Source organism: Pseudomonas sp. NFR02 (genome assembly GCF_900119375.1).
Taxonomy (GTDB): domain Bacteria; phylum Pseudomonadota; class Gammaproteobacteria; order Pseudomonadales; family Pseudomonadaceae; genus Aquipseudomonas; species Aquipseudomonas paracarnis.
Genome location: NZ_FPJJ01000001.1, coordinates 394,544 through 420,081 on the forward strand (window position 1 = coordinate 394,544; position 25,538 = coordinate 420,081).

The window sequence follows — 25,538 nt, forward strand, 5'->3', positions numbered from 1 at the left end:
GGAATGACCATGCAACAGCGTATCGAAACGGCCCTTGCCGCCCTGGCCCCGGAGCATTTGAGCGTGCTGGATGAAAGCCACATGCACAGTCGTGGGTTGCAGACCCACTTCAAGGCCGTGCTGGTCAGCCAGCAGTTCGAGGGGCTTAACCGCGTCAAGCGCCACCAGAAGGTCTACGCCACCCTGGGTAGCCTGATGAGCGAATTTCATGCGCTGGCGCTGCATACCTATACGCCCGAAGAATGGGCGACAATCGGCGCAGCCCCGGCCTCGCCGACCTGCGCCGGCGGACATTGATGGGGTAACCCTGATAGAATCCGCAACGCGCCGCTTAGCCGGCGCGTTTTTTTTGCATCCGGTTCACCCCTTACGAGGGTAGCCACCTGGAGAGAACACCCATGACTCAACCGATTGTCGTGGCGGCACTGTACAAGTTCGTCACCCTCGAAGATTACGTCGCCCTGCGCGAGCCCCTGTTGCAGGCGATGGTCGATAACGGCATCAAAGGCACCTTGCTGATCGCCGAAGAAGGCATCAACGGCACCGTTTCCGGCAGCCGCGAAGGCATTGACGGCCTGATGGCCTGGCTCAAGAAAGACCCACGCATGGTCGACATCGACCACAAAGAGTCTTACTGCGACGACCAGCCGTTCTACCGCACCAAGGTCAAACTCAAGAAAGAGATCGTGACCCTGGGTGTCGAAGGCGTGGACCCGAACAAAAAGGTGGGTACCTACGTCGACCCGCAGGATTGGAACGCGCTGATCAGCGACCCGGAAGTATTGTTGATCGACACCCGTAACGACTACGAAGTGTCCATCGGCACCTTTGAAGGCGCAATCGACCCGAAAACCACCAGTTTTCGCGAATTTCCCGACTACATCAAAGCCCACTTCGACCCGGCCAAGCACAAGAAGGTCGCCATGTTCTGCACTGGCGGCATTCGCTGTGAGAAGGCGTCGAGCTACATGCTCAGCGAAGGCTTCGATGAGGTCTACCACCTCAAGGGCGGTATCCTGAAGTACCTCGAAGAGGTGCCCCAGGAAGAAACCAAATGGCAGGGCGACTGCTTTGTGTTCGACAATCGCGTGACCGTGCGCCACGACTTGAGCGAAGGCGACTACGATCAATGTCATGCCTGTCGCACACCGGTGAGCGTAGAAGACCGCGCCTCCGAGCATTATGTGGCCGGCATCAGTTGCCCCCATTGCTGGGATAAGCTGCCGGAGAAGACCCGTCGCAGTGCGATCGACCGCCAGAAGCAGATCGAACTGGCCAAGGCCCGCAACATGCCGCACCCGATTGGTTACAACTACAAGCAAACCCCTTCCGAGGCCTGAGCCATGTCTGCGCGCCTGCTCTATGTAATGGACCCGATGTGTTCCTGGTGCTGGGGCTTTGCCCCGGTGGCACAAGCGCTGGTGGAGCAGGCCCAGGCGGCCGGCGTGGACGTGCACCTGGTGGTGGGCGGCTTGCGCACCGGCAGCGGCGCGGCGCTGGAGCCGACTACCCGGCGCTACATCCTTGAACACTGGCAGGCCGTCACCGACGCCACCGGCCAGCCGTTCAAGCGAGAAGGCGCATTGCCCGACGGGTTTGTCTATGACACCGAGCCTGCGTGCCGCGCTATCGTCACCGCACGCAGCCTGGCGCCGGATTGCGCCTGGAAGCTGCTGGGGCTGATCCAGCGTGCGTTCTATGTCGAAGGCCGGGACGTGACGCTCGCCCCTGTGCTGGTGGAGCTGGCCGAACAGGCCGGTATTCCACGTATCGAGTTTGCCGGCGAGTTCGACCGTGCCGATCAGCACGCGGCCACGGCGGCCGATTTCACCTGGGTGCAGGACCTGGGCATTGCCGGGTTTCCGACCCTGCTGGCCGAGCGCAACGGCCAGTTGGCTTTGCTGACCAATGGTTACCAGCCGCTGTCCGAGCTGTCGCCGTTACTCGCTCGATGGTTGGAGCGAGCTGCCTGTGTATGAACAGCCTCCACGCACCGACCGCCTGACCTGGGCGGAAATTCGCCGCCTGGCCCTGCGTCACAAAAAATCCCTGTGGGTCGCCAACAGTGTCGCCGTGCTCGCCACCCTGTGCAGCGTGCCTATCCCGCTGTTGTTGCCGTTGCTGGTCGACGAAGTGCTACTGGGCCATGGCGATGCCGCCCTCAAGGTGATGAACCACGCGTTGCCCCTGGGCTGGCAAAAAGCGGCTGGCTATATCGGCCTGATGCTCTTGGTCACCCTGGCCCTGCGTTGCGGCGCGTTGGTGTTCAACGTGGTGCAGGCGCGGCTGTTTGCGCGCTTGGCCAAGGACATCGTGTACCGCATCCGCGTGCGCCTGATCGAGCGTCTCAAGCGCATCTCCCTGGGTGAGTACGAAAGCCTGGGCAGCGGTACGGTCACCACCCACTTGGTGACCGACCTGGACACCCTGGACAAATTCGTCGGCGAAACCCTCAGCCGCTTCCTGGTGGCGATGCTGACCCTGGTCGGCACCTCGGCGATCCTGGTGTGGATGCATTGGCAACTGGCGTTGTTGATCCTGTTGTTCAACCCGTTGGTGATCTACGCCACGGTGCAGTTGGGCAAGCGCGTCAAGCACCTCAAGAAGCTGGAAAACGACAGTACTTCACGCTTTACCCAGGCGCTGACCGAAACCCTCGATGCCATACAGGAAGTACGTGCTGGCAACCGCCAGGGCTTTTTCCTCGGGCGGCTGGGCCAGCGTGCCCAGGAAGTGCGTGACTACGCCATTCATTCCCAATGGAAAACCGACGCGTCGAGCCGCGCCAGTGGCTTGCTGTTCCAGTTCGGTATCGACATCTTCCGCGCCGCGGCCATGCTCACCGTGCTGTTTTCCGACCTGTCCATCGGCCAGATGCTCGCGGTGTTCAGTTACCTGTGGTTCATGATTGGCCCGGTGGAACAATTGCTGAACCTGCAATACGCCTATTACGCGGCAGGCGGCGCGCTGTCGCGCATCAACGAGCTGCTGGCGCGTGCCGATGAGCCGCAATACCCAGGCGGCGCAGACCCGTTCAGCGGGCGCGAGACGGTCGGCATCGAAGTGCGTGGCCTCGACTTCGGCTACGGCGAAGAGCTGGTACTCAACCAGTTGAACCTGGCCATCGCACCGGGTGAAAAGGTGGCAATTGTCGGCGCCAGCGGCGGCGGTAAAAGCACCCTGGTGCAACTGTTGCTGGGGCTCTACACGCCGCAGGCCGGCAGCATTCGTTTTGGCACTGCCACCCAGCAGGAGATCGGCCTGGAGACCATCCGCGAAAACGTCGCGGTGGTGCTGCAACATCCTGCGCTGTTCAACGATACCGTGCGCGCCAACCTGACCATGGGCCGCACCCGCACCGATCAAGCCTGCTGGCAGGCGCTGGAAATCGCCCAACTGGATGCTACTGTCAAGGCATTGCCCTTGGGCCTGGACAGCGTGGTCGGGCGTTCGGGCGTGCGCTTTTCCGGTGGCCAGCGGCAACGCCTGGCCATTGCCCGCATGGTGCTCGCCGAGCCTAAAGTGGTGATTCTGGACGAGGCCACCTCCGCATTGGACGCGGCGACCGAGTACAACCTGCACCAGGCACTGGCGCGGTTTCTCAGCGGGCGTACTACACTGATCATCGCCCACCGGCTGTCTGCGGTGAAGCAGGCTGACCGAGTGCTGGTGTTCGATGGCGGGCACATTGCCGAGGATGGTGACCATCAGCAGTTGATTGCCGATGGCGGGCTGTACGCCAAACTGTACGGACACTTGCAACAAGTGCGTTGATTTAGCTTAGGCTGTGCTATCGGGAGCGGATTTTCGCGTGCGTATCAAGCTGTGCATGTGTAAGGGACTTCATGAAGCAAAAGCGGACTCTCGGAACGCCACGCCTGCTGGGTATTGTCTGGCCCTTTATCGCCGTCGTGTTGTTCCAGGCATTGTTAGGCTGCGTCAGTCTCTACGTGCTTTCGGCAGTGCGGGGCTATGTGGCGGGCGAAAGCCTGTGGTCCAAGGGCCAGAAGGATGCCATCTACTACCTGACCCTCTACGCCGATAACCGCAACGACGCCACCTACCTCAAATACCAGCAGGCCATTGCCGTGCCCCAGGGTGGGCATGAATTGCGCATTGCTCTGGACCGTCCCACCCCCGATACGGACGCGGCCCGCTTGGGCATTCTCAAGGGCGGTAATCATCCGGACGACGTTTCCAGCCTGATCTGGCTATACCTCAACTTCCGTCATTTCAGCTACCTGGAAAAAGCCATTGAGCTGTGGACGGTGGGCGACGGCTACCTCGTGCAGCTCGATGAGCTGGCTCAGGAGATGCACGGCGCCATTACCTCCGGCTACGTCAGCAGTGACGATGTCCATCATTGGAAGGCGCGCATCACGGCCATCAATGAAGGGGTGACGCCCGCTGCCAAGGCGTTCAGCGATGCCCTGGGCGAAGGTTCGCGGATGATCCTGCGCCTGTTGTTGATCACCAACCTGGCGACTGCCTTGGGCCTGATCGTGTTGGCGCTGCTGCGCACCCACAAGTTGCTGGCCCAGCGTCATGCCTTTGCCGATGCGCTGCAAGCGGAGAAGGAGCGGGCGCAGATCACATTGGAGTCGATTGGCGACGGGGTGATTACCACCGACGTCGACGGGGCCATTGCCTATATGAACCCTGCAGCCGAAGCGTTGACCCACTGGCGCTCGGAGCAAGCCCAGGGCCTGCCGCTGGCGGCGCTGTTCAAGCTTTTGAATGAAAACGCCGAGCCCGACGGTTTCACACTGATTGAACACATCGTCAAAGGCCAGTTCAGCGGCGGCAGCGAGCATTCCAAGCTGATCCAGCGCCTGGACGGCAGCACCGTCTCGGTCACTCTGGTGGGCGCGCCGATCCGCAGTGCCGGCAAGGTCAGCGGTGCGGTCCTGGTGCTGCATGACATGACCCAGGAACGCCAGTACATCGCCAACCTTTCATGGCAGGCCACCCACGACGCGTTGACTGGCCTGGCTAACCGTCGCGAGTTCGAGTTCCGCCTTGAACAGGTGCTGCAACAGGTCGCGCGCCAGCAAAGTGGGCGACATGCCTTGATGTTCCTCGACCTCGACCAGTTCAAGCTGGTCAATGACACCTGTGGCCATGCCGCGGGCGATGAACTGCTGCGCCACATCTGCGCGTTGCTGCAGTCGGACCTGCGCGAGGGCGACACCCTGGCTCGGTTGGGCGGCGACGAGTTTGGTATCCTGCTGGAGAACTGCCCGGCGCCGGTGGCGGAAAAAATCGCCGAGAGCCTGCGCCACACTGTGCAGAGCTTGCACTTCGTGTGGAAGGGTCGGCCCTTCATGACCACCGTCAGCATCGGCCTGGTGCATATCTCGCAAACCCCGACCACCCTGGAAACCTCCCTGCGTGCCGCCGACATGGCGTGCTACATGGCCAAGGAAAAGGGGCGCAACCGGGTGCAGGTCTACCATGTCGACGACTCGGAGTTGTCTCTGCGGTTTGGCGAGATGGCCTGGGTACAGCGGCTGCATATTGCGCTTGAGGAAGACCGCTTTTGCCTTTACGCCCAGGAAATTGCGCCTTTGGGCCCTACCGACGCCGGCAGTGGGCACATCGAAATTCTCTTGCGCCTGCATGACGAAGCGGGGCGGATCATTTTGCCCAACAGTTTTATTCCGGCGGCCGAACGCTACGGGTTGATGACGTCCCTGGATCGTTGGGTAGTGGAAAACGTATTCAAGATTATCGCCCGTTGCATGCATGAGCGCCCGGGCCGCCCCATGGCCATGTGTGCGATTAATCTGTCAGGCATAACCATTGGCGATGATGACTTTTTAGGTTTTTTGCGTCAGAAATTCGATACTTACAACATTCCACCGGAAATGATTTGTTTTGAAATAACTGAAACCAGCGCTATAGCCAATTTGGGCAGCGCGATTCGGTTTATTAATGAACTCAAAGCGTTAGGGTGCCATTTCTCACTCGATGATTTTTGCGCCGGAATGTCCTCATTCGCATATTTGAAACATTTACCTGTAGACTTCCTGAAGATCGATGGAAGTTTCGTAAAGGATATGCTGGACGACCCGATTAACCGCGCCATGGTCGAAGTGATCAACCACATCGGCCACGTCATGGGTAAGCGCACGATTGCCGAGTTTGTTGAAACACCCCAGATCGAACAGGCTTTACTTGAGATAGGTGTGGATTACGCTCAGGGCTACCTGATTGAACGCCCGCAATTGTTTACCTTTGATAGCTTGCAGTGCCGACCTGAGCGGCCGCAGCCACTGTTATTCAAGGCGCCCGGCACTTTCCGCTGAAACATTTGCTGGTCTGTACAATCACACTTGAAAAGGAGCCCCACAGTGATCGACACATTCAACAGAACCGGCCCGCTTATGGAAGCCTCCAGTTACCCCGCCTGGGCGCAGCAATTGATCCAGGACTGTAGCGAGAGCAAGCGTCGGGTTGTCGAGCACGAACTGTATCAGCGCATGCGTGACAACGCCCTCAGCGCCAAGACCATGCGCCACTACCTGATTGGTGGTTGGCCGGTGGTGGAACAGTTTGCCTTGTACATGGCGCAGAACCTGACCAAGACCAAGTTTGCCCGTCATCCTGGGGAGGATATGGCGCGCCGTTGGCTCATGCGCAATATCCGCGTGGAGCTCAACCATGCCGACTATTGGGTCAATTGGGCGCGGGCTCACGGCGTCAGCCTTGAAGAACTGCAAGCGCAGGAGGTGCCGCCTGAGTTGCACGCCCTGAGTCATTGGTGCTGGCACACCAGCTCGGCGGATGCGTTGATCGTCGCGATTGCCGCCACCAACTACGCGATCGAGGGGGCGACGGGGGAGTGGTCCGCCGTGGTCTGCTCTACCGGTGTGTATGCTGCCGCCTTCCCTGAGGAAGATCGCAAGCGGGCGATGAAGTGGCTGAAGATGCACGCCCAGTACGATGACGCCCACCCTTGGGAAGCCCTGGAAATCATCTGCACGCTGGCCGGGACCAACCCGAGCAAGGCCCTGCAGGAAGAGTTGCGCCAGGCGGTATGCAAGAGCTACGACTACATGCACTTGTTCCTGGAAAGCTGCATGCGTCTAGAGCATACAGAGAAAGACAAGGCGCCAGCCGTTCGCGAGCGCCCTGTGCGCATCGCCAGCGAGGCGTAGCGGTAACTGTGGCGAGGGAGCAATCTCCCTCGCCACAATTGACTTTACCCCGCCATCGCCAAGCGGTTACGACCTTCGCGCTTGGCCACATACAACGCATTGTCGGCCCGACGCAGCAGGCTTTCAGCCGACTCGGCCGCCAGCAGCGTCGAGCAGCCGAGGCTCACGGTCAGTTCTATTCGCGTGCCCTCCACCCAGTAGTCCTGGGCTTGTGCCGCCTGGCGCAGGCGCTCTCCCACCATCCTCGCGGCATCGCGACCGGTGTTGGACAGCAGGATCAAAAACTCCTCCCCGCCAAACCGGAACACCATGTCCACGTTGCGCAGCTGGCGTTTGATCGCCCCGGCCACGGCGCGCAGCACGCTGTCGCCCGCGGCATGCCCATGGGTGTCGTTGATTTTCTTGAAGTGGTCGATGTCCAGCATCAACAACGACAGCGGGTGCAAATGCCGGCGTGCCATGTCAATTTCTCGCTGCAGCGTCTGGTCCATGGCCACACGGTTGCCGGTTTCGGTCAACGGGTCACGCAGGGCGCTGCGGGTGGCGGCGCGGTAGAGCAGGGCGTTGCGCATCGGATAAAGCAAGGTCACCAGCAGGAGTTCGAGCTGGCTCAGTTCTTCTTCAAGCAACCGCTGGTTGCGACGAAAGACCAGTTCCCCCAGATGCTCGCCTTCATGGCTCAGGGTGTAGCTGACGGAGTGATGACCCCGGTGGCCAAACTCCAGGCGCAGGTCGCTGGCGGCGTGACGGTATTGCAACGCGTCCAGCGGCACCAGGCGCTGAACCTCACGAAAGAACAGGCCCAGGATGCGCTCCGGCTCCAGGCTGGTCTGCAACTGCTGGTTCAGTTGCTGGCGAAGTTCGGCAAGGGTGGCGGGGCGACGTGGGCGTAAGGATGGCTGGCCAAATCCCAGGCGTTGCAATTTGGCACTGTCAAAGTCAATTGCGTTGGTCTGGGTGGGGGTTTTCATAAGCGGGTGGCCTCTAAGCACTGGGCTGTCTTACAGGCGGGATGAGAGTGGCGAGTGCCAAGCGTCTTACTGATCCTTCAGTTCCGTAAAACATTGGAAACAGTTTAAACCGCTTTTCTTTGGGTTATAACCCCGGGGCACTGCCGCACGTCTTGTCATCGCCGAACCTGCTTGAACAGTACTGGAGCGAGATTCATGCCAAGTGTATTTGGTTGGTAAAAATCCTTATAAATCAATTAACTAATTTTTAAGTAAGAAAAGTCTGTTAAAGCATGGCGCCAGTTATTTGGCTGATTGGGGCCGGCATTACTGCCGGCCCGGTTAACCTTACTATTTCGGTGGGGCGAGTTGTTTGTCGCAAATAAACAACGCTTCGGTTATCCGCACACAACGTACACCATCCCTCATCACTACTAGACCAAGGTGGTACGGTCGATCTGCGCGATGGAGGTGACCCCGGTCAGGGTCATGGCCACGCGCATTTCCTTGGCGAAGATGTCCAGCAGGTTCTCTACCCCATGCTGGCCCTCGGCGGCCAGCGCATAGGCGGTGGCACGCCCTAGCAGGCACGCCTTGGCACCCAGGGCTAGCATGCGCACCACGTCGAGCCCGGAGCGAATGCCCGAGTCCACCAGCACGGTCAGGTCATCGCCTACCGCTTCGGCAATCGGCGGCAACGCCTTGGCCGTGGAGAGCACCCCGTCGAGCTGGCGGCCGCCATGGTTGGAGACCACGATGCCGTCGGCCCCGAAACTCACCGCGTCCTTGGCGTCCTGCGGGTCGAGGATGCCCTTGATGATCATCGGGCCTTTCCAGAACTCGCGGATCCATTCCAGGTCTTTCCAACTGATCGACGGGTCGAAGTTGTTGGCCAGCCAGCCAATGTAGTCCTCCAGGTGGGTGGGTTTGCCCAGGTATTTGGAGATATTGCCCAAGTCGTGGGGGCGGCCCATCAAGCCCACATCGAAGGCCCATTGCGGCTTGGTCACTGCCTGCAACATGCGCCGCTGCGCCGCGTAGGGGCCGGACATGCCGGAGTGAGCGTCACGGTAGCGTGCGCCCGGTGTCGGCATGTCAACGGTGAACACCAGCGTTGTCACCCCGGCGGCCTGCGCCCGCTCCAGGGCGTTGCGCATGAAGCCGCGATCCTTGAGCACATACAGCTGGAACCAGATCGACTGCGGGCTTTGCGAGGCCACTTCCTCAATCGAACACACCGACACTGTCGACAGGCAAAAAGGGATGTTTTTGTTGGCCGCCGCCTTGGCTGCTTGCACTTCACCGCGTCGCGCATACATGCCGGTCAGCCCGACGGGGCTGAGGATGACCGGCATCGCCAGTTCCGTGCCGAACAAATGGGTGCTCAGGCTCAGGTTGTCGACATTGCGCAGGATGCGTTGGCGCAGGCTGATCTCGGCCAGGTCCGAACTGTTGGCGCGCAGCGTGTGCTCGGCGTAGGCGCCGCCGTCGATGTAATCGAACAGAAAGCGCGGCAACTTGCGCTTGGCCGCAGCGCGGTAGTCGGAAGCGGACGAGATGATCATCGACGGTGTCTCCACAGGGCAAAGTGCTACACCCTAAGCAAAGTTATGCCATGATGAAAACAACTTTTATCACTGCCATTCAGTCGTTACAGGAATACTGATGAACCTACGAACACTGCGTGCGTTTGTCGAAGTGGTGCGCCAGGGTGGGTTCTCCCAGGCGGCCGAAGTGGTTGCCCTGACCCAGTCCACCGTCAGCAAAGCGGTCAAGACCCTTGAGGACGAATTAGGCATGCCGCTGCTCAATCGCCTTGGCCACAAGAACGAACTCACCGCCGCCGGCGAAATTGCCTACCGCCGCGCCTTGGTAATGCTCGCCGAACGCACCGACCTGATGGCTGAAATCAACGACCTGCGCGGTCTCAAGCGCGGCGTGCTGCGCATCGGTCTGCCGCCGGTAGGGTGCGGCGTGCTGTTCGCGGCCATGTTTGCCACTTACCGCAGCCGCTACCCGGGCATCGACATCGAACTGACCGAATACGGCAGTAAAAGGCTGCGCGAATGCCTGGAAGCGGGGGAGGTTGACCTCGCCGCCTTGCTGCTACCGGTTGATGAAGGCTTCGACTACCAACCGGTGCGCAACGAGCCATTGATCGCCGTGTTGCCCATGGGCCACCCATTGGCCCGGCGCAAGCGCATCGACTTCACCGACCTGGCCGACTCGCCGTTCATCCTGTTCGAAGCCGGCTTTGCCCTCAACGCCAAGATCCTCAGCGCCTGCGAACGTAAAGGCGTGACACCCAAAGTCACCGCTCGCAGTGGGCAAATAGACTTTATCGTCGACCTGGTCACCGCCGGGCTGGGCGTCGCCTTCCTGCCCCGGATGCTGGCGCACAAACACCAACACCCCGGCATCGCCTTGATCCCCCTGGACGAGCCCCACACCGATTGGCACATCGCCCTGGCCTGGCGCGCCAGCGCCCACCTGCCACCGGCAGCGCGGGCCTGGTTGGAACTGGCCAGGGAACCGTCGTATTCAAGCGAACAGGGGGGGAATTTGCGGAAAATTTCTGAGGGCGCTTGACTTCTTCTTTTTAATCAGTAACATACGGCGCATTCCGCGATAGCTCAGTTGGTAGAGCAAATGACTGTTAATCATTGGGTCCCTGGTTCGAGTCCAGGTCGTGGAGCCAGATAGAGAAAAGCCTGCAGAGATGCAGGCTTTTTTTTGCCTTGAATTTGACCCGGCAATCCAGACGCTTAGCGCGCTTCGTATGGCGCCATCAGCGGGCATGATCCGCATGCTTATTTGAAGGCCGTGCTCACGCGCCTGCCGTTGCAGCGGGCGAGTGAGATTGAAGCGGCTTGGTCCTACGCGATTTTGATTACTACCTTACCAAAGGCGCCTCTGGCCAGATGTTCGTACGCTTCGCGTGCTTGATCAAATGGATACACGTGGTCGATTACCGGGCGAATCTTGTGCTCGTTCAAGAATTCGTTCATTCGGTCAAATGACGAGCGTGGAGCAACGGCTATGCCGCGAATCGTTGTTTGCCGGAAAATCATAGGCATCAGGTTCAAGGCGGAGGTCTGGCCTGTCAGAAAGCCGATCTGTGCAATACGTCCACCTGCCTTTGTCGCAGCAATCGATTGGTTGATGCCGTCCCCGCCCGCCACATCCAGCAGCAGATCCACTCCCTTGCCGTCAGTGAGCTTCAGAACTTCCTCTGCCCACTCAGGGGTGGTGCGATAATTCACACCCGCAACCGCGCCCAGTTTTTTTACAGCTTCCAGATTGCCATCACGGCTGGAGGTGACGATAACCTTGGCTCCCAAAGCGGTAGCAATTTGTGCTGCAAAAACAGAAACACCTCCAGAACCCTGAACCAAAACGGTTTGGCCGGCCTCTATCTGGCCATAGTCGACGAGCGCATACCACGCCGTCAGAGCAGCAATTGGAAGGGTCGCTGCTTCCTCATCAGACATATTGTCGGGGGCACGTACTGCGCTGTCTTCATGGATGATCATGTATTGCGCCAGACCACCAGGCAATGGCGAGCCGAAGCAGTAGTTGGGTTCATCTGGCCCAGGCATGCCGTCCAACCAACGGGAGTAGAGGTGTGAGTTGACCCGATCTCCGATAGCAAAGCGGCTGACACCTTCACCTACTGCCACGACAGTTCCCGCCGCATCGCTGACGGGGATCAGCGGCTTGGGCACCCTGTGAGGTTCATAGATGCCGTCAACGATGGCCTTGTCCCGGAAATTGAGTGATACAGCGCCTACTTTAACCAGCAGCTCACCCGCTCGGGGCACGGGGGTTTCCGTTTCGCCCTGCACGAGATTATCCAAGCCGAAATCTTTTAGAAGCCACGCTTTCATTTTCTGTCTCCAACAATTTTGAATGTGCAGGGGAGCAAAGCTCCTCCTTTACGCTGAGGACATTGTTAAGGTTTCGCGGCCCTGGATAAATGTGCAGAAAGCAACAGGATTGTTATCCTGATAAGCAACAATCATCCAGTTAACTCGCTTCCCGAGAAGAGACTTATGGAGCTTCTACAGTCGATGCAAGTATTCGCCAAGCTAGCGGAGTTGGGGAGCTTCACCAAAGTCGCTGAGGCAATGCAGGCCGGGCGACCGCACGTCACACGCACCATTCAGGATCTGGAAGCCTCGCTGGGTGTCCGTCTGTTCCAGCGCACTACGCGTAAAGTAAAACTGACTGCTGAGGGAGAGCGGTTTTACGAACGGGTCAAAGAGATTTTGGCAACCATCGCAGAAACCACTTCCATGTTTGACCGTAGTGGATCGACGTTGCGAGGGCGGCTTCGAATTGACATCCCGACTGCATTTTCCCAGCACAGCTTCATGGAAAACCTTAAGAGGTTTACCGAGGCATTTCCCGAAATAGAGCTTGTGCTAGGCGTGTCCGACCGTACGGTAGATCTCGTAGCCGAGGGCATCGACTGTGTATTGCGAATGGGTGAACTTCCGGATTCAAGCATGGTGGCTAGAGAAATTGGCACCGCCACCATGGTGACCTGTGCGTCTGCAGGTTATCTCCAAGCCTGCGGTGCACCCATAACCCTACAAGATCTAGTAGACCACCAATGTGTCAGCTTCCTTTCCGGTCAAAATAACAGACCGCTGCCTTGGCACTTCTCGGTAGACGGCGAAGATCGTCCACATACGCCTCGGCGTGGAATCACCGTGAATGAGTCGAATGCCTACGTTCAATGCGGTGTTGCAGGCTTCGGCATTGTTCAAGCGCCTGGAATCGCCGTTGAGACATTCCTCGCAAGCGGAGAACTGATCGAAGTGCTCAAGGCATTTCGTCCAAAGCCTCGCCTGGTTTCCGTGCTTTATCCAAGCAGAACGCATCTTGCGCCTCAGGTCGAGGCATTTGTGGATTGGCTGAAGGAACATTTTCCGGTGCTACACCCCAGCTGGTTCACAGCGCACTAACCATTGTTTTGTAGTGGGACTAGTCGTAACTGGCCAATGTTGATTTTGTCCAAGTCTGGCCTCCTAGCTTCCTGAGGGCGGCAAGGCGTCAGTTCTCCATAGGCGTAGGAACACCCATTCACCTGGTGCTAGCGAATGTGGCCGCGGAAGTATCAACGGCCTTTAATAATTCACTATTATAAAAAGCTATGATTCAGTGCATAGGTGTATACGCTAACTCAAAACCACCATTGATAACGAACTGAACGCCCATACAAACCAGTAGAAAACCAACGACGCGGGAAATTGCATCGATTCCTGACTCACCAAGCACTTTCATGATTCGCCCCGAACATCGTAAAGCTATCCAGAAAATAAGCGCAGTAATGATGAATACGGTTGCGGCTGCAAGGTGAATGACGAGTGGCAGGGTCTGGTAGGTCGACTGCAGGGTAGAGGCGGAGCTGATAAGCAACGCTATCGTGCCGGGGCCTGCTGCACCAGGAAGAGCTAAAGGTACAAATGACAGATCGCGGAAATGTGGGGTTGATTTCTCTTTCTCTGAAAGGAAATCTTTCTGAACCTCTGTTTCGTCAGGTGTCGTTGCTGGAAAAAGCATGGCGAAACCGATGTAGGTAACGATCAGGCCTCCGGCTATTCTCAAGCCGGGGACAGATATTCCGAATACCTGCATTACCAGGCTGCCTCCGTAGAAGCTGACAAACATAATCAGAGCTACATATAAGCTTGCCTTCAGGATTTGCCGGTTACGCTCTACTGTAGGCAGCTTTCCTCCAAGGCCTAGTAAAAGGGAGATGCTAGTTAGAGGATTGGCCATAGGAAGCAGGGCCAATAGTCCAATAAGAACATGATGAAAGTAATTGCCCATAGTGTTTTTACTCGGTTATGCAACGAATAGGAGGCTATAAGATTATTAAGGTCGTACGTCATCTGCCCTAACGAACCGATATCAAGTCAGGACTCAATCGGGGAAGTATTTTTTTGCCTCTTCCGTGGTATAGCGCAGAAAGATCTGCACCGCCTGCGGAATCAAGCGCCGTGACAGTAAAAAAGCATACAGCGACATGTTCTGGAGGGTATAGCCAGGTAAAACACGTACCAGTTTTCCGCTCTCTACGGCCTCATTGGCGCTGGGCAAATTGAACTGCGCGATGCCAAGTCCGCGCAGAGTAAGATCCATGCGCGCATCGTTCGGTGTGGCAAGCAGGATGGCTTGCACCGGCATCAGGTGTTTATGTCCTTGGGGGTCGATCAGCTCCCACTCGGGTTCTCCCTGACGTCCAAGGCAGGGCCATTGCAGGAGATCGTCCGGTACACGGGGAGGTTTCCTGCCGGCCAGTAACAGGGGAGAAGCGAATAACCCTTGTGGCATTGAACAGATTGGCCGAGCAACCAGCGACTTGTTAATCACTTCGGCGCGGCGATGACTGAAGTAGACATCCACTGGCTCTTCAATGGGGTTTGGCACGCGTGTGCTGGCCTCCACTTCAAAATGAATTTCGTGCTGTTCTTCCAGCATTCGAGCGATAGCCGGGTTGATAAACCAGTGCACAACCTCGGGCGATCCGACGACCCGGATACGTCCTCTAATTTTTCCATCATCCGACTTGATCGCGCTTTCAACCTCCTGAAGGCCTTCGAACAAGGGCGCGATTTCGCTATAGAGCCGCTCGCCCGGGTCCGTCAATCGCATAGAGGGCATCCGATTGAACAAGCGCAGACCCAGATGCTCCTCCAGCCGGGTCACGGCGCGACTGATGCTTGAAGTGTTCTGCCCAAGCCGTTCAGCCGCACGGCTGAAGTTCAATGTTTGCGCGGCAACGAGGAAGGTGTGGTATTCGCTCCACATGGCGTTGCTTTTATGCAATGTATAGTTGCTCCATATGGCATGGCTAAAATTAATAGGCTAACACTATCATCACCAAGTCTGAGAGCCATTTAGCGTATAGGAGTTCAACTGTGACCTCGATAAATCGTATTTTTGCCAGCCTAGTTGCCTTGATGGGGCTGGGGCTATTGTTAGGTGGAGCTTACCTCTTAACCCTTGGCGGATCGTTTTATTACGTGCTGGCCGGATGGGCTTATCTGAGCGCTGGCGTCATGCTTTGGCGTAGGCAAGTTTGTGGAGTATGGCTGCTGGTAGCGGTTGCCGTGCTGAGTGTTCCATGGGCGCTCTGGGAGTCAGGCACGTTCTATTGGGCGCTGTTTCCACGCCTGCTCGTACCGGCAGCGTTGGCGAGCATCGGCTTGCTCCTGTTATCCACTTGGTCGCCTGCGGACTCCCGGCGTCGGATACGCGGCCTGGGTGTACTAGCGCTATTAGGGACGGCTGTGTTCTTTGGGTTTGCCTTTACTCCACATGGTGTCGTCTCTCCTGTCTCGGGCACACCTTTTACTGCAGCAGCCACAAACACCACGCCTTCAAATTGGTCCGCATATGGCCGAACCACTGCGGGTACGCGCTACGCGCCCTTTACGCAGATCAACCGTGACAACGTTCAGGACCTGAAAGTGGCCTGGACGTATCGTACCGGCGCGAAGATCCAGTTGGACAAGGGCGCCGTGGATTCGAACACCCCATTGCAAATTGAAGATACGTTGTTCACTTGCACACCCGATGATCGCATTGCTGCCATCGATGCAGATACGGGGGTAGAACGTTGGAAATTCGATACCCATAGTGCATCTCCTATCTGGAACCGTTGCCGCGGCCTGGGTTACTACAAGCTCAAGGAGGCGCCGGCTGATGGCGTCTGTGCGGAACGAATCGTCAATTCCACCATCGATGCGCGCCTGATAGAACTAGATGCCAAGACCGGCAAGCAGTGCCCAGGTTTTGGCAGCGACGGCGTCGTCGACCTGAAGCAGGGCATGGGCGACGTTAAGCCTGGGTTCTACTTTCAGACTTCCGCGCCGCTGGTGGCGCGCGACTACATTATTATCAGTGGCTGGGTAGTTGATAACTACAGTCGCGGTGAGCCGTCAGGCGTGATCCGCGCCTTTGATGCCCGCACCGGCGCACTGGCATGGGCGTGGGACCTGGGCAACCCGGACATAACCGGTTTGCCACCGGCGGGGCAGACCTACACGCCCGGCACGCCCAACATGTGGACCGCCGCTGCCTATGACGACCAGTTGGGTCTTATCTATGCGCCGCTGGGAAATGCCACGCCGGACTTTTTCGGCATGGAGCGACCACCACACTCGGATGAATACAACTCTTCCCTTGTCGCCCTCGATATCATGACGGGCCGCCCGAAATGGAAATTCCAGACCGTCCATCACGACATCTGGGACTACGACTTGCCTTCTCAACCCGCGCTGGTCGATTTGCCTGACGGCCAAGGCGGAACCATCCCCGGGGTATTGCAAACCACCAAGCGTGGCCAGCTTTTCCTGCTAAATCGCGCCACCGGAGAGCCGATTGCGGACGTCGTCGAAAAGCCCGTGCCTACGGCCGGTGCGGTACCTGAAGAAAAGCTTTCGCCTACACAGCCTTATTCGGTAGGGATGCCGACTATCGGTGCCGAACACCTCACCGAGAAGAAGATGTGGGGGGCAACCATGTTCGACCAACTCATGTGCCGCATCATGTTCAAGCAACTGCGCTACGAGGGCGACTTCACGCCGATCGGTCTGACCAAGGCGCTGGATCAGCCCGGCAATATCGGAGGATTCAACTGGGGTAGCGTCTCCTACGACCCCGTTAATCATCTGGCTTATATGAACGATATCCGGGTGCCGAACATCTTTTGGCTGATGCCTCGTGATGAATTCAATACTTGGACAAAAACCCACCAGATCGAGGTGAGCGGACATGGGCCGTCACCGCAGTTGAAAACACCTTACGGTCAAGCCATTTATATCTGGATGTCATCCCTAGGGGTTCCGTGCAACCAGCCACCCTATGGGACCGTCACGGCGGTCGATCTGAATACGCACAAGGTGGCCTGGCAAGTGCCGGCTGGCACCACAGAGCAATTGGGGCCACTGGGTATCGCATCACACCTGCCCATGCCCATGGGCATGCCAACTTATGCAGGAACGATGACCACGGCAGGCGGCCTCGTATTCTTTGCCGGTTATCAGGACTACTACATCCGGGCATACGACGGGCAAAGTGGCAAACTCGTCTGGGAACATGAATTACCGGTCGGCGCCAGCGCCACGCCGATCTCCTACGTCTCGCCGACGACGGGCAAACAGTACGTTGTCATTTCCGTAGGCGGGGCAGCGCATTCTCCCGACACCGGTGACTATGTAATGGCCTTCAGCCTTCCGACATCCCAACCGTGAAGCGTCTGCAGCGACAGCAAAAGAAGGCGTTACCTGTACATGGCCAGCGCTGAATACGTGTTCAAAGCTGACGAGAAACCGGCGATGGCGGGCAGTCCTTATAAGCCCAGGCTGTCGCCGGCCAGGCGTGGCATATATTTTGTCGTAGGCTTATTCCTCGGGACCTGCACGACGCTGTGCAACGGCCTGGTGGCGAGCAATCTAGGCGTAATCTCTGGCTCTATTGGCGAGTACACGGCTCAGGTCTCGTGGTTGGTGGCAGTTTTTTTGGCGATCAATGCCAGCGCCAACCTGACCTTGGTCAAGGCCCGGATGCAGTTCGGAATCCCTTTGGTCACGGCAAGCATTGTCGGTACCTACATCGCTGCCTGTGTGCTGCAGTTACTGTGGCCCACTTTGACAGCTGCGGTCATTGCCACGGCGATCAACGGCTTGATGTGCGCGACGTTGATCGCCTTGAGTACCTATTATCTGATGCAGGCCATAGCCCCATCGGCCCAGCCGATGGCCCTGATTATCAGCGTAGGGCTTACCCAGATAGGATCGCCGGTGGCGCGCATGATTCCCGTGGAATTTCTCGCCTCGGAACATTGGCTGGGGCTGCACTTGTTGAATCTAGGCATTGGTATAGCGGTGTTGGGTGTGACGTTGGCGGTGCCTTTGCCACGCAGTGATAGGGCCAGCGTGTTTGCTGCCTCGGACGCAGTCGTGATTGTATTGCTGGTTTCATCCTTCCTGCTGTTTGCCGGTGTGCTTGGCCTCGGCCGGAGCTATTGGTGGACCGACGCGCCCTTTCTCGGCTGGATGCTGGTGGCGGCTATCTCGTTGCTGGTGACGGTGGTGTTCATTGAACGACGTCGGCGTCAGCCGCTGTTGCAATTGGAATGGCTGGGCAGTTTCGACTTGATGCGTTTTGTTGCGATTGCGCTGCTGGTTCGGCTATCGCTGGCCGAGCAGACTTTCGGCTCGGTAGGTTTGCTATCAATGGGCGGGCTCAATAACGATCAGTTGCGTGTCCTGTTTGCGTGCGTACTGGTGTCGATGCTGATGGGGATCGTCGTCGCTTGCCTGACGTTGTCGCCCAAACGTATCCCCTGGCAGGTCATGGTCGCGGCGTTGTTTATCGCAACGGGAGCGTATCTGGACTCGCAATCCACCAGCCTCACGCGTGCGCCGCAACTGTACCTGAGCCAGTGTTTGATTGGGTTCGGTGCGACGCTGTTCATCGGGCCTGCCTTGATCTTTGGCTTTCTCAAACTGTTCGCGAAGGGACCTCAGTACATGATCACGCTCGTGGTCCTGTACGGGGCGAGCCAGAGTATCGGCAGCCTGGCAGGGTCGGCTGTAATGGGCAGCTACGAGTTCATCAGAACCCAGTCCCATATCGCTAGCCTGGCGGACAGTGCGCCGATCACCAATCCCCTTGTCGTAGCGCGCCTCGGCATTGGCGAGGCGTTGCTTTCGAGTCATATAGCCGACCCGGAACAGCGCCAGAAACAGAGCAGCAAGCTGCTAGGACAAGCGTTGCAGCAACAGGCTAGCGTACTGGCATTCAATGACGTCTTTCGCATCGTGTCAGTGCTGGCTTTTGGCACCGCGATGTATGTGTTTTATCTGCAGATGTCGGCTTTTTTCCTCTCGCGCATCCGTCGCGAGCCTGAGAACGTAAATGACTGATTCCATGACTGTTCCATCGGATGTTGAACACACTGCTTTTCATTGGTCGCCCCCGCCCCGGGGCCGTTTGCAAGGCATCATCATGGTGCTGGCTGCGATTGGCGTTATTACGATCGTCCTGTACATCTGGAAGTTGCCGCCTTTTGACGCAGGTCTGCAACAGACAGATAACGCCTATGTGAGGGGGCGAACCACGGTGATTGCCCCTCAGGTCAGCGGCTATATCGTCCAGGTGGCCGGGCAAGATTTCGCGCAGGTCAAGCGAGGCGAGGTCCTTGTGCGTATTGACGATGAGGTCTATCAGGCGCAGGTAGATGAGGCGACGGCCAATCTTGGCGTCGCCAATGCCGACCTCTCCAACAACCAGCAGGCGCACGCTGCTCGCATGGCGGGCATCGAGAGTCATGTTGCAGCTATGGCCGGTGCGCAGGCGCGCTTATTGCGTGCCCGCGCTGACATGCAGCGCGCAAACGCGTTGGTCATGGATGGCGCCATTTCTACGCGCGAGCGCGACCAGGCACGAGCCGATTTCAGTCAAGCCCAGGCCGAGGTACAGCAGGCGGGTGCGCAAGAGTCGATTGCTCGGGAGGAGTTGCGTACCGTGGATGTCGGCCGTGAAGGTCTGGAAGCCCAGGTGCGGGTGGCACAGGCAAAACTGCGTGCGGCTCAGATTGATCTTAATCACACGGTCATCCAGGCGCCGGAGGATGGCGTGCTCGGAGAAGTGGGCGTGCGGTTGGGCCAATTCGTGACCCACGGCACACAATTGATGTCGGTAGTGCCCGCTGATCACTGGATAGTCGCGAACTACAAGGAGGCGCAGACTAAGGCTATTGCGCCCGGCCAGATCGCGACGCTCAGGATTGATGCGTTAGGAGGGGCGACGCTAACGGGGCATGTCGAGCGGCTCTCACCAGCGACGGGCTCGGAATTCGCGGTGCTCAAGCCGGACAATGCAACGGGCAATTTCGTCAAGGTACCGCAGCGTATCGGGGTGCGCATATCTGTTGATCCGGACCAGCCTTTCGAGTCCTCGCTGCGCCCGGGCATGTCGGTTGAGGTCGATGTCGATACGCGTCATCGGTGAGGAGGCGGGTAGGGGGCTATCAGCATTCAGTTGCCGTTGAGCCCTCTGGAGCGTATGGGCAGGTAGCAAATGACTGTTAATCATTGGGTCCCTGGTTCGAGTCCAGGTCGTGGAGCCAGATAGAGAAAAGCCTGCAGAAATGCAGGCTTTTTTACAAAGTGTTTCAACTGCCTCTCCTTTTGAACTAAATTAGTCGCTCTGTTGCAGTGCTACTGCGCAAGCCAGATGAGCTCCCGTGAACCAAGAAGGTAGCGCGTCACATGGGTATTAGTGGCACGCTTTTAATCTCCACGGATTCGGTCTATCGCTGCCGTATAGTCGAAATCGACAGTGATGCCATCGATGACCGCATGCAGTCGTCGATGCGGATGACCAGGTACAACCCAGAACTCGCTCGCAGGACCGCTCTGCTTTGTTGTACCCCATATCAAGCTGAGTTTTTCGATCGCTACAGGGTGCGCGACTCGGCCGAATGGTTCTCCCGAAAGGTAGCGGCGTAACTTGGTCTTGAGCTCAAATCGAGAGGGATAGTGATGGCGGCCTAGGTTAATAGGACCGTCTCCTATTATTTTATCCATGGGTGTCTGGGGCGCGCTATGGAGCTCCTGGATCTCACGGTGTTCTCTTAAGCGATTCCAGACGGTGTACCCCCTCTCGACATAATGTTTGATCCACTTAGTCTCGGCTTCTAGCGCCGCCATTTTAGAGTCACAAAACTCAATAGCCTTGAATGCAGGTACTTGGCCCTTTGCCAGAATTTGCGCGATTTTCGCTGCGGCTCGTTTTGTTTTTTCATGTGCGGTTCTTAGGTGGGCTTGCTGACGACGAGCAAAATTTCCGGTCTCGCCAACATAAAATGGCTCCTCAGTCTCAGGGTCCACGATTGCGTAAACGATGATTCGTTTCGGACTGGTGCCGTCTAGCGCTTTTTGAAAGGGTACGTCGCTCGATGCAGCTCCTAAGATTTCAGAGTTAAAGTGGTAGATGGGAGAGTGGCAGGAGTGTGGATTGCGTGTGTTCTGCCGGTACCATTCTTCTGCGAGCTCAAGTGATCTGAAGGCTCGATGATCAGCGCCCGGAAAGTGATCGATAGCAAGGCGGGCACCGCCTTCCCACTTGTTGAAAATGCCCGTCTGGCGGCCATGCACCACTGCGTAAAAACGAGGTTTTTTTGCCATGAGGAGCAACCTTCTTCAGTCTTCTTCCCTGTTTTACGTATAGCTATTCGTCCATCCATTGCCCTTGGACGAAATAGATGCTGTCCGGTAAAGGCGGATCAGCACGATCGACGATACGATGGCGAGCCTTGCCCCTGCAATTGATACTTCCCATGAGCCGGAATTATGAGATTTGGCTGGACGATAATGTTTAATGCCTCGCTCCTGAAGTTCTAGGTCTGCTACTGAACTCCACCTTAAAAGAGCATGCCGCGCCTGTGGTGAATGGCTCTAGCCACTGCCATAGCGGCGTCCAGCTCGCTCATTCCATGCACATTCATCAGTCTGAATCGCTAAGCTTTCTCTTCTGGCCCAGTCATCGCCATCGCCAGGTAAAGGCTCGGCGGTACCGCCCGAAACAGCACCTCCGTGGACTTCGACAGAATAACCCCCTCCGTGAGTTTCCCTGACTCCTTACGAGCTGAAAGCATCAGCGCTTTTTGAGCATCATTGAGTTCGCGGAACCGGGCGATTTTGTTGACCTCGTCAGGCGGCATGTCCAGACATATCCACCACTCAATCATGTTCAGCAACGGTTCTGCCGCTTTGAGTATTGGAGGGGCGGTTCAACGGTGACGCGCGCTACGGCCCGGTAACTGGCCGCAGCGCCGAGGTGAGGGGGAGAGATAGAGGGAAAGGGTTCAGCCGTGAATATGTTCAGCCGCATGCATGGCCAGGTAGGCATCCAGCTTCTTGTCGTTCAAACCCAAGGTGTCGAGAATTTGCGCCATGAAACTGACCGGCGCGCTGCCAGGAGCCGTGACCACACCCTGGTCGGCAACGGCGTACGGTACGTCCTGGTAATAATCTGCTCCGCGATAATGCACCTGCTTGAGGTTGTCAGCGGAATTGGAGGTGTGCTGCAAGTGATCCAGCACTCCAGCCTTGGCGAGTACGCGGGTACCGTCACAGATTCCCGCCACGACGATGTTCCTGGCGTGAGCCTCACGGACCAGCGCCTCGATGGCGGGGGCGTTGTCTGTTCTCCAGATCGGGCCTCCCGGCACAATCAGCAAGTCGACATCGTCCAGCCGAATGGCCTCGATGGCCAGGTCGGGAATGATGGTCATGCCTCCGGATGATGTTACTTGCTTGCCACCGGGAGCGGCAAAACAAGTCTCGAAGCCATAGTAGGCGCGGCCCGTGGAATTGATCAGCGCGGGCTCCCAGTCAGAAAAATTCTCGGTGAGAATAGTAACGGCACGTACCATTTGAGTGTCCTTCTCAAGTTTCCATGATAATCAGCAGCAACCTGCCCAGTAGGGTTGTCCTGGTGGGCATTGCCGTCGAGTGTACTCGCCAGCGGGGGTGATGGGTGGTGTGGTGGAGGATTGGCAGTATGTGTTTCAACTAACAATGACAGTGATCAACGCGGCGGTATATTCAGGCGTTAAAGGTTGAGAGGGTGTTCTGGTGCGCTGCACAGCTCGCCGTTGCGCAGCAAGTCTGCCTCCAGCGCAGCGGCTTTAGAGCGGCCCAGCGCCTGCACTGGGTAAGCATAAAGGCCGTGCATCTAAAACGTGCGCGGTGATTGAACTGCAGGCAGGAGGTAGTCGAACCGTTGCGCAAGGTTCCAGGCTGATAGCCGCTGCAGCTCATCGACATCGATCGACTCATCTTCCTGCGCGGGGTAGCACTCGTCACCACTGCGCCTGTCATCGGGATAGACCATAAAACCACCACGGCCGTCAGGGCAGTCGGGCAGATACACCGAGGACAGGTCGCGTTGCTCATCGAGGTGCGCATTCAAGCGCGCGATATAGATACCCATCGAAACCGCCACACCAATAACCAGCACCACGCAGGCGACCAACTGGCTGGCATAGTTGGCGCCCAGCTCATCACGACGCACGGGCGACATGACACGACCCTGTCTGCTCAACATTCTGGCCAACCAGAAACCAGCCATTGCCTCCCATGCGTACCAGCTGAGTTTGCTGTGGAAGGATGCCCACCATCAGCGCGAGGAAAATCACGGCTAACAGCACCCCTTTGATCATCGAATACAGGTTCATGACGGTGACGAGCTCTGGATAAGAAGAGCCTTAGCCTAAGCAGCACCAGGTTAACGCCAGGTAAACATCGGGGGATAAAGCCCGACTTCCGCTATTCTTCACACCGCTGCGCACTGCCTGCCCGAGGGGTTTTTTCCGTGCATATTCATCTGCTGCTGGTCGAGGACAATCTGGACCTGGCTACCACCGTCATCGAGTACCTGGAGATCAGCGGCATCGTCTGCGATCACGTCAGTAATGGTCAGACCGGACTTAACCTGGCCCTCAATCAGCATTACGACGTTATTCTCCTGGATATCATGCTGCCGCGACTGGATGGCCAGCAGGTATGCGATCGGTTGCGCCAGCAAGGCATCCAGACGCCGATCCTGATGCTGACCTCGCTGGACGCGTTATCCGACAAGCTCGCCAGTTTTGCCGCTGGCGCCGACGACTACCTGGTCAAGCCGTTCGAACTGGCCGAACTGGTCGCCAGGATTCGTGCCCTGAGCCTGCGTCGCAGCGGCCAGACCAGTCGGCTGCAAGTGGACGACCTGGTGATGGAACTGACCACGCGTAAAGTCAGCCGGGCAGGGCAGGAGCTGCATTTGTCGCCCATCTGTTGGACCTTGTTGGAAAACCTGATGCGCGCAAGTCCTCAACCGGTCTCTCGGGAGCGCCTGGAGGCGAAGATCTGGGGCGATGAGCCGCCCGACAGTAATTCGCTCAAAGTACATATGCATCGGCTGCGCAAGACGGTAGACAAACCCTTTGGCCGGCCGTTGATTCATACCCTGGCGGGTGTCGGCATTCAGGTAAAACCCCATGCGTAACGGCCTGAGTCTGAAGTGGGTAATCAGCGGCAGTTTCCTGTGTCTGATTGCGGTGGTGCTGGTGATCTACAGCAAGCTGCTGCCTGAATTCACCGTGCGCGGCCTGTTCTACACGGCCAGCGCGATGATGGAGGAGGAAGCTCAGTATTTTCTCCGGCACTACAAACAGGACCCGACCACGCCGACGCCGCACAATTACTTCTACACCAGCGTCATCGGCAAGGAGGCGTTGCCGCAGGACGTGCGCGAGTTGCTCACGACATCGCCGAGCCTGTCCTTCGGCGCGGTGAATATCTTTGGCGATCTCTATTCCGATGACGACGACGAGCCCTTCCAGATCATCCTCGAACAACCCCTGGGTGACGGCAAAATCCTCTACATGTACGACATCGATCACGATAAGGAAGCAGGGGGAGAGGTCGAGACGCCGTTGTCTGACGCCTATTTCGATCAGGTCATAGAGAGTGTCAAGTTCATCAGCCTGGCGGTCTTCGTGCCGGCGCTGATCATCATCGCCTTGCTGGTCTGGTGGCTGGTTCGGCCGCTGGGGCGCCTGGTGCAATGGTCCGGCACACTCAAAGACCCTGAGGCACTGACCGGCACACGGCCGGGTTTCAGTTTCAAGGAGTTCAACATGCTGGCTGATGCCCTGGCCAAAAGTGTTGAGCAGGTGCAGGCCGCCAGCCAGCGCGAAGGCCGCCTGTTGCGCTACACCAGCCATGAACTGCGCACGCCCCTGGCGGTGCTCAAGGCCACTATCGAATTGTTGGCCCTGCAATCGGGCGGTGTGCTGCCACCCTCATTGCAGCGCATAGAACGCTCGGTGTTGAATATGCAACTGATCGCCGAGACATTGCTGTGGATGAGTCGCGAGCGTCCAGAGCCGCTGCCGGAAGAAGACGTTGACCTGAGCGAGCTGGTGGGCGACCTGATTGAAAAACACCGCTACCTGATCGGTCACCGGGATATTGAGCTGAGCATCGACATCCACAACGAACCTTGCCGACTGCCCCCTACGGCGTGTCGTATCGTGATCGGCAACTTCCTGCGCAATGCGCTGCAATACGCGGAAGAGGGCACGGTGGATATCAGTTTCAAATACCCCCGGCTGGTGATTGCCAATTACATCAACGAGGCCAAGCCGCGGCAGGAATCCGACGACTATGGATATGGTCTTGGGTTGCAGTTGATGCGGCAATTGTGCGCAAAGCTGGGCTGGCAGATTGAGGTGATCCGTGAGCAACAGAGGTTTACGGTCATTCTTGATTTTACGAGCGGGCGGGCTGTCGAGTCAGAACGTTAAGGCTGATAGCGCCTCACAGAAGCGCCAACCGGGTTAGGAACGGTTTTATAG

The 25,538-nt window shown here is 57.7% G+C and carries 22 protein-coding genes, 2 tRNA genes and 2 pseudogenes; 16 read left to right on the forward strand and 10 right to left on the reverse strand.

Annotated features, from left to right (window positions below; genetic code table 11):
* The first annotated feature begins 3 nt into the window (after positions 1 to 3).
* From BT199_RS01820 to BT199_RS01845, 6 genes are all read left to right on the forward strand, one after another.
* Complete coding sequence (locus BT199_RS01820; protein ID WP_014719257.1) at positions 4 to 297, forward strand: BolA family protein; 294 nt, start codon at positions 4 to 6, stop codon at positions 295 to 297.
* A 101-nt stretch (positions 298 to 398) separates the two neighbouring features.
* Positions 399 to 1,340, forward strand: a complete 942-nt coding sequence (locus BT199_RS01825) for an oxygen-dependent tRNA uridine(34) hydroxylase TrhO (protein ID WP_019817587.1) — start codon at positions 399 to 401, stop codon at positions 1,338 to 1,340.
* Between the two features lie 3 nt (positions 1,341 to 1,343).
* Positions 1,344 to 1,979, forward strand: a complete 636-nt coding sequence (locus tag BT199_RS01830; protein WP_058410342.1) for a DsbA family protein — start codon at positions 1,344 to 1,346, stop codon at positions 1,977 to 1,979.
* Positions 1,972 to 3,774, forward strand: a complete 1,803-nt coding sequence (locus BT199_RS01835; RefSeq protein WP_072433742.1) for an ABC transporter ATP-binding protein — start codon at positions 1,972 to 1,974, stop codon at positions 3,772 to 3,774. The genes BT199_RS01830 and BT199_RS01835 overlap by 8 nt, the downstream gene beginning before the upstream one ends.
* A gap of 71 nt (positions 3,775 to 3,845) precedes the next feature.
* Complete coding sequence (locus BT199_RS01840) at positions 3,846 to 6,308, forward strand: EAL domain-containing protein (protein WP_014719253.1); 2,463 nt, start codon at positions 3,846 to 3,848, stop codon at positions 6,306 to 6,308.
* Between the two features lie 78 nt (positions 6,309 to 6,386).
* Positions 6,387 to 7,160, forward strand: coding sequence for an iron-containing redox enzyme family protein (locus tag BT199_RS01845; protein WP_178122936.1), 774 nt, complete (start codon positions 6,387 to 6,389; stop codon positions 7,158 to 7,160).
* 44 nt (positions 7,161 to 7,204) lie between these two features.
* Here BT199_RS01845 and BT199_RS01850 read toward each other — a convergent pair whose 3' ends face one another.
* Positions 7,205 to 8,131 (reverse strand): GGDEF domain-containing protein, encoded by a 927-nt coding sequence (locus BT199_RS01850; RefSeq protein ID WP_014719251.1) that lies wholly within the window; start codon positions 8,129 to 8,131, stop codon positions 7,205 to 7,207.
* 413 nt (positions 8,132 to 8,544) lie between these two features.
* A complete protein-coding gene (gene lldD / locus BT199_RS01855; protein WP_014719250.1) occupies positions 8,545 to 9,675 on the reverse strand; it encodes an FMN-dependent L-lactate dehydrogenase LldD in 1,131 nt (376 codons plus the stop codon).
* A 100-nt stretch (positions 9,676 to 9,775) separates the two neighbouring features.
* On the opposite strand from lldD, the gene BT199_RS01860 reads away from it, so the two are divergent.
* The 3 genes and pseudogenes from BT199_RS01860 to BT199_RS27625 all read left to right on the forward strand — a co-directional run.
* Complete coding sequence (locus BT199_RS01860; RefSeq protein ID WP_072433743.1) at positions 9,776 to 10,699, forward strand: LysR family transcriptional regulator; 924 nt, start codon at positions 9,776 to 9,778, stop codon at positions 10,697 to 10,699.
* Positions 10,700 to 10,732: 33 nt separating this feature from the next.
* Positions 10,733 to 10,808, forward strand: a tRNA-Asn gene (locus BT199_RS01865).
* An 89-nt stretch (positions 10,809 to 10,897) separates the two neighbouring features.
* A pseudogene (locus BT199_RS27625) lies at positions 10,898 to 11,056 on the forward strand (transposase domain-containing protein); the annotation flags it as partial.
* On the opposite strand, the gene BT199_RS01870 reads toward BT199_RS27625, so the two are convergent.
* Positions 10,987 to 11,997 carry a zinc-dependent alcohol dehydrogenase family protein gene (locus BT199_RS01870; protein WP_072433744.1) on the reverse strand — a complete coding sequence of 337 codons (1,011 nt, stop codon included), beginning with the start codon at positions 11,995 to 11,997 and terminating at the stop codon, positions 10,987 to 10,989. The pseudogene BT199_RS27625 and the gene BT199_RS01870 sit on opposite strands and share 70 nt — an antisense overlap.
* A gap of 183 nt (positions 11,998 to 12,180) precedes the next feature.
* Between BT199_RS01870 and BT199_RS01875 the strand changes: the two genes are divergently transcribed.
* Entirely contained in the window at positions 12,181 to 13,080 is a 900-nt protein-coding gene (locus BT199_RS01875) for a LysR family transcriptional regulator (protein WP_072434105.1), read from the forward strand.
* 193 nt (positions 13,081 to 13,273) lie between these two features.
* On the opposite strand, the gene BT199_RS01880 is transcribed toward BT199_RS01875, so the two are convergent.
* On the reverse strand, positions 13,274 to 13,948 hold the full coding sequence (locus BT199_RS01880) for a MarC family NAAT transporter (protein WP_072433745.1): 675 nt from the start codon (positions 13,946 to 13,948) through the stop codon (positions 13,274 to 13,276).
* Between the two features lie 93 nt (positions 13,949 to 14,041).
* Positions 14,042 to 14,947, reverse strand: coding sequence for a LysR family transcriptional regulator (locus BT199_RS01885; protein WP_069868682.1), 906 nt, complete (start codon positions 14,945 to 14,947; stop codon positions 14,042 to 14,044).
* Between the two features lie 92 nt (positions 14,948 to 15,039).
* On the opposite strand from BT199_RS01885, the gene BT199_RS01890 reads away from it, so the two are divergent.
* The 4 genes from BT199_RS01890 (at position 15,040) to BT199_RS01905 (ending at position 20,258) form a co-directional block, all read left to right on the forward strand.
* Positions 15,040 to 17,376 carry a membrane-bound PQQ-dependent dehydrogenase, glucose/quinate/shikimate family gene (locus BT199_RS01890; protein ID WP_034136059.1) on the forward strand — a complete coding sequence of 779 codons (2,337 nt, stop codon included), beginning with the start codon at positions 15,040 to 15,042 and terminating at the stop codon, positions 17,374 to 17,376.
* A gap of 39 nt (positions 17,377 to 17,415) precedes the next feature.
* Positions 17,416 to 19,053 carry an MFS transporter gene (locus BT199_RS01895; RefSeq protein WP_072433746.1) on the forward strand — a complete coding sequence of 546 codons (1,638 nt, stop codon included), beginning with the start codon at positions 17,416 to 17,418 and terminating at the stop codon, positions 19,051 to 19,053.
* Positions 19,046 to 20,140: an HlyD family secretion protein gene (locus BT199_RS01900; protein ID WP_038450971.1), complete on the forward strand. Its 1,095-nt coding sequence runs from the start codon at positions 19,046 to 19,048 to the stop codon at positions 20,138 to 20,140. The genes BT199_RS01895 and BT199_RS01900 overlap by 8 nt, the downstream gene beginning before the upstream one ends.
* 41 nt (positions 20,141 to 20,181) lie before the next feature.
* Positions 20,182 to 20,258 (forward strand) — tRNA-Asn (locus BT199_RS01905).
* A gap of 163 nt (positions 20,259 to 20,421) precedes the next feature.
* On the opposite strand, the gene BT199_RS01910 is transcribed toward BT199_RS01905, so the two are convergent.
* The 5 genes and pseudogenes from BT199_RS01910 to BT199_RS27160 form a co-directional block, all read right to left on the reverse strand.
* Positions 20,422 to 21,318, reverse strand: coding sequence for a ribonuclease H1 domain-containing protein (locus BT199_RS01910; RefSeq protein ID WP_032903718.1), 897 nt, complete (start codon positions 21,316 to 21,318; stop codon positions 20,422 to 20,424).
* A gap of 236 nt (positions 21,319 to 21,554) precedes the next feature.
* Positions 21,555 to 21,905: pseudogene (locus BT199_RS01915) on the reverse strand (conjugative transfer ATPase); the annotation flags it as partial.
* 93 nt (positions 21,906 to 21,998) lie between these two features.
* On the reverse strand, positions 21,999 to 22,568 hold the full coding sequence (locus tag BT199_RS01920; RefSeq protein WP_032903716.1) for a type 1 glutamine amidotransferase family protein: 570 nt from the start codon (positions 22,566 to 22,568) through the stop codon (positions 21,999 to 22,001).
* Positions 22,569 to 22,870: 302 nt separating this feature from the next.
* Complete coding sequence (locus tag BT199_RS01925) at positions 22,871 to 23,218, reverse strand: hypothetical protein (protein ID WP_072433747.1); 348 nt, start codon at positions 23,216 to 23,218, stop codon at positions 22,871 to 22,873.
* Positions 23,199 to 23,372, reverse strand: a complete 174-nt coding sequence (locus BT199_RS27160) for a hypothetical protein (RefSeq protein WP_175556187.1) — start codon at positions 23,370 to 23,372, stop codon at positions 23,199 to 23,201. Before BT199_RS27160 ends, BT199_RS01925 begins: the two co-directional genes overlap by 20 nt.
* A gap of 137 nt (positions 23,373 to 23,509) precedes the next feature.
* Here BT199_RS27160 and BT199_RS01930 point away from each other — a divergent pair, with 137 nt between their 5' ends.
* Both BT199_RS01930 and BT199_RS01935 read left to right on the forward strand, forming a co-directional pair.
* Positions 23,510 to 24,184 (forward strand): response regulator transcription factor, encoded by a 675-nt coding sequence (locus BT199_RS01930; protein ID WP_019817535.1) that lies wholly within the window; start codon positions 23,510 to 23,512, stop codon positions 24,182 to 24,184.
* Positions 24,177 to 25,487 carry a sensor histidine kinase gene (locus BT199_RS01935; protein WP_014719226.1) on the forward strand — a complete coding sequence of 437 codons (1,311 nt, stop codon included), beginning with the start codon at positions 24,177 to 24,179 and terminating at the stop codon, positions 25,485 to 25,487. The genes BT199_RS01930 and BT199_RS01935 overlap by 8 nt, the downstream gene beginning before the upstream one ends.
* Positions 25,488 to 25,538 lie beyond the last annotated feature (51 nt).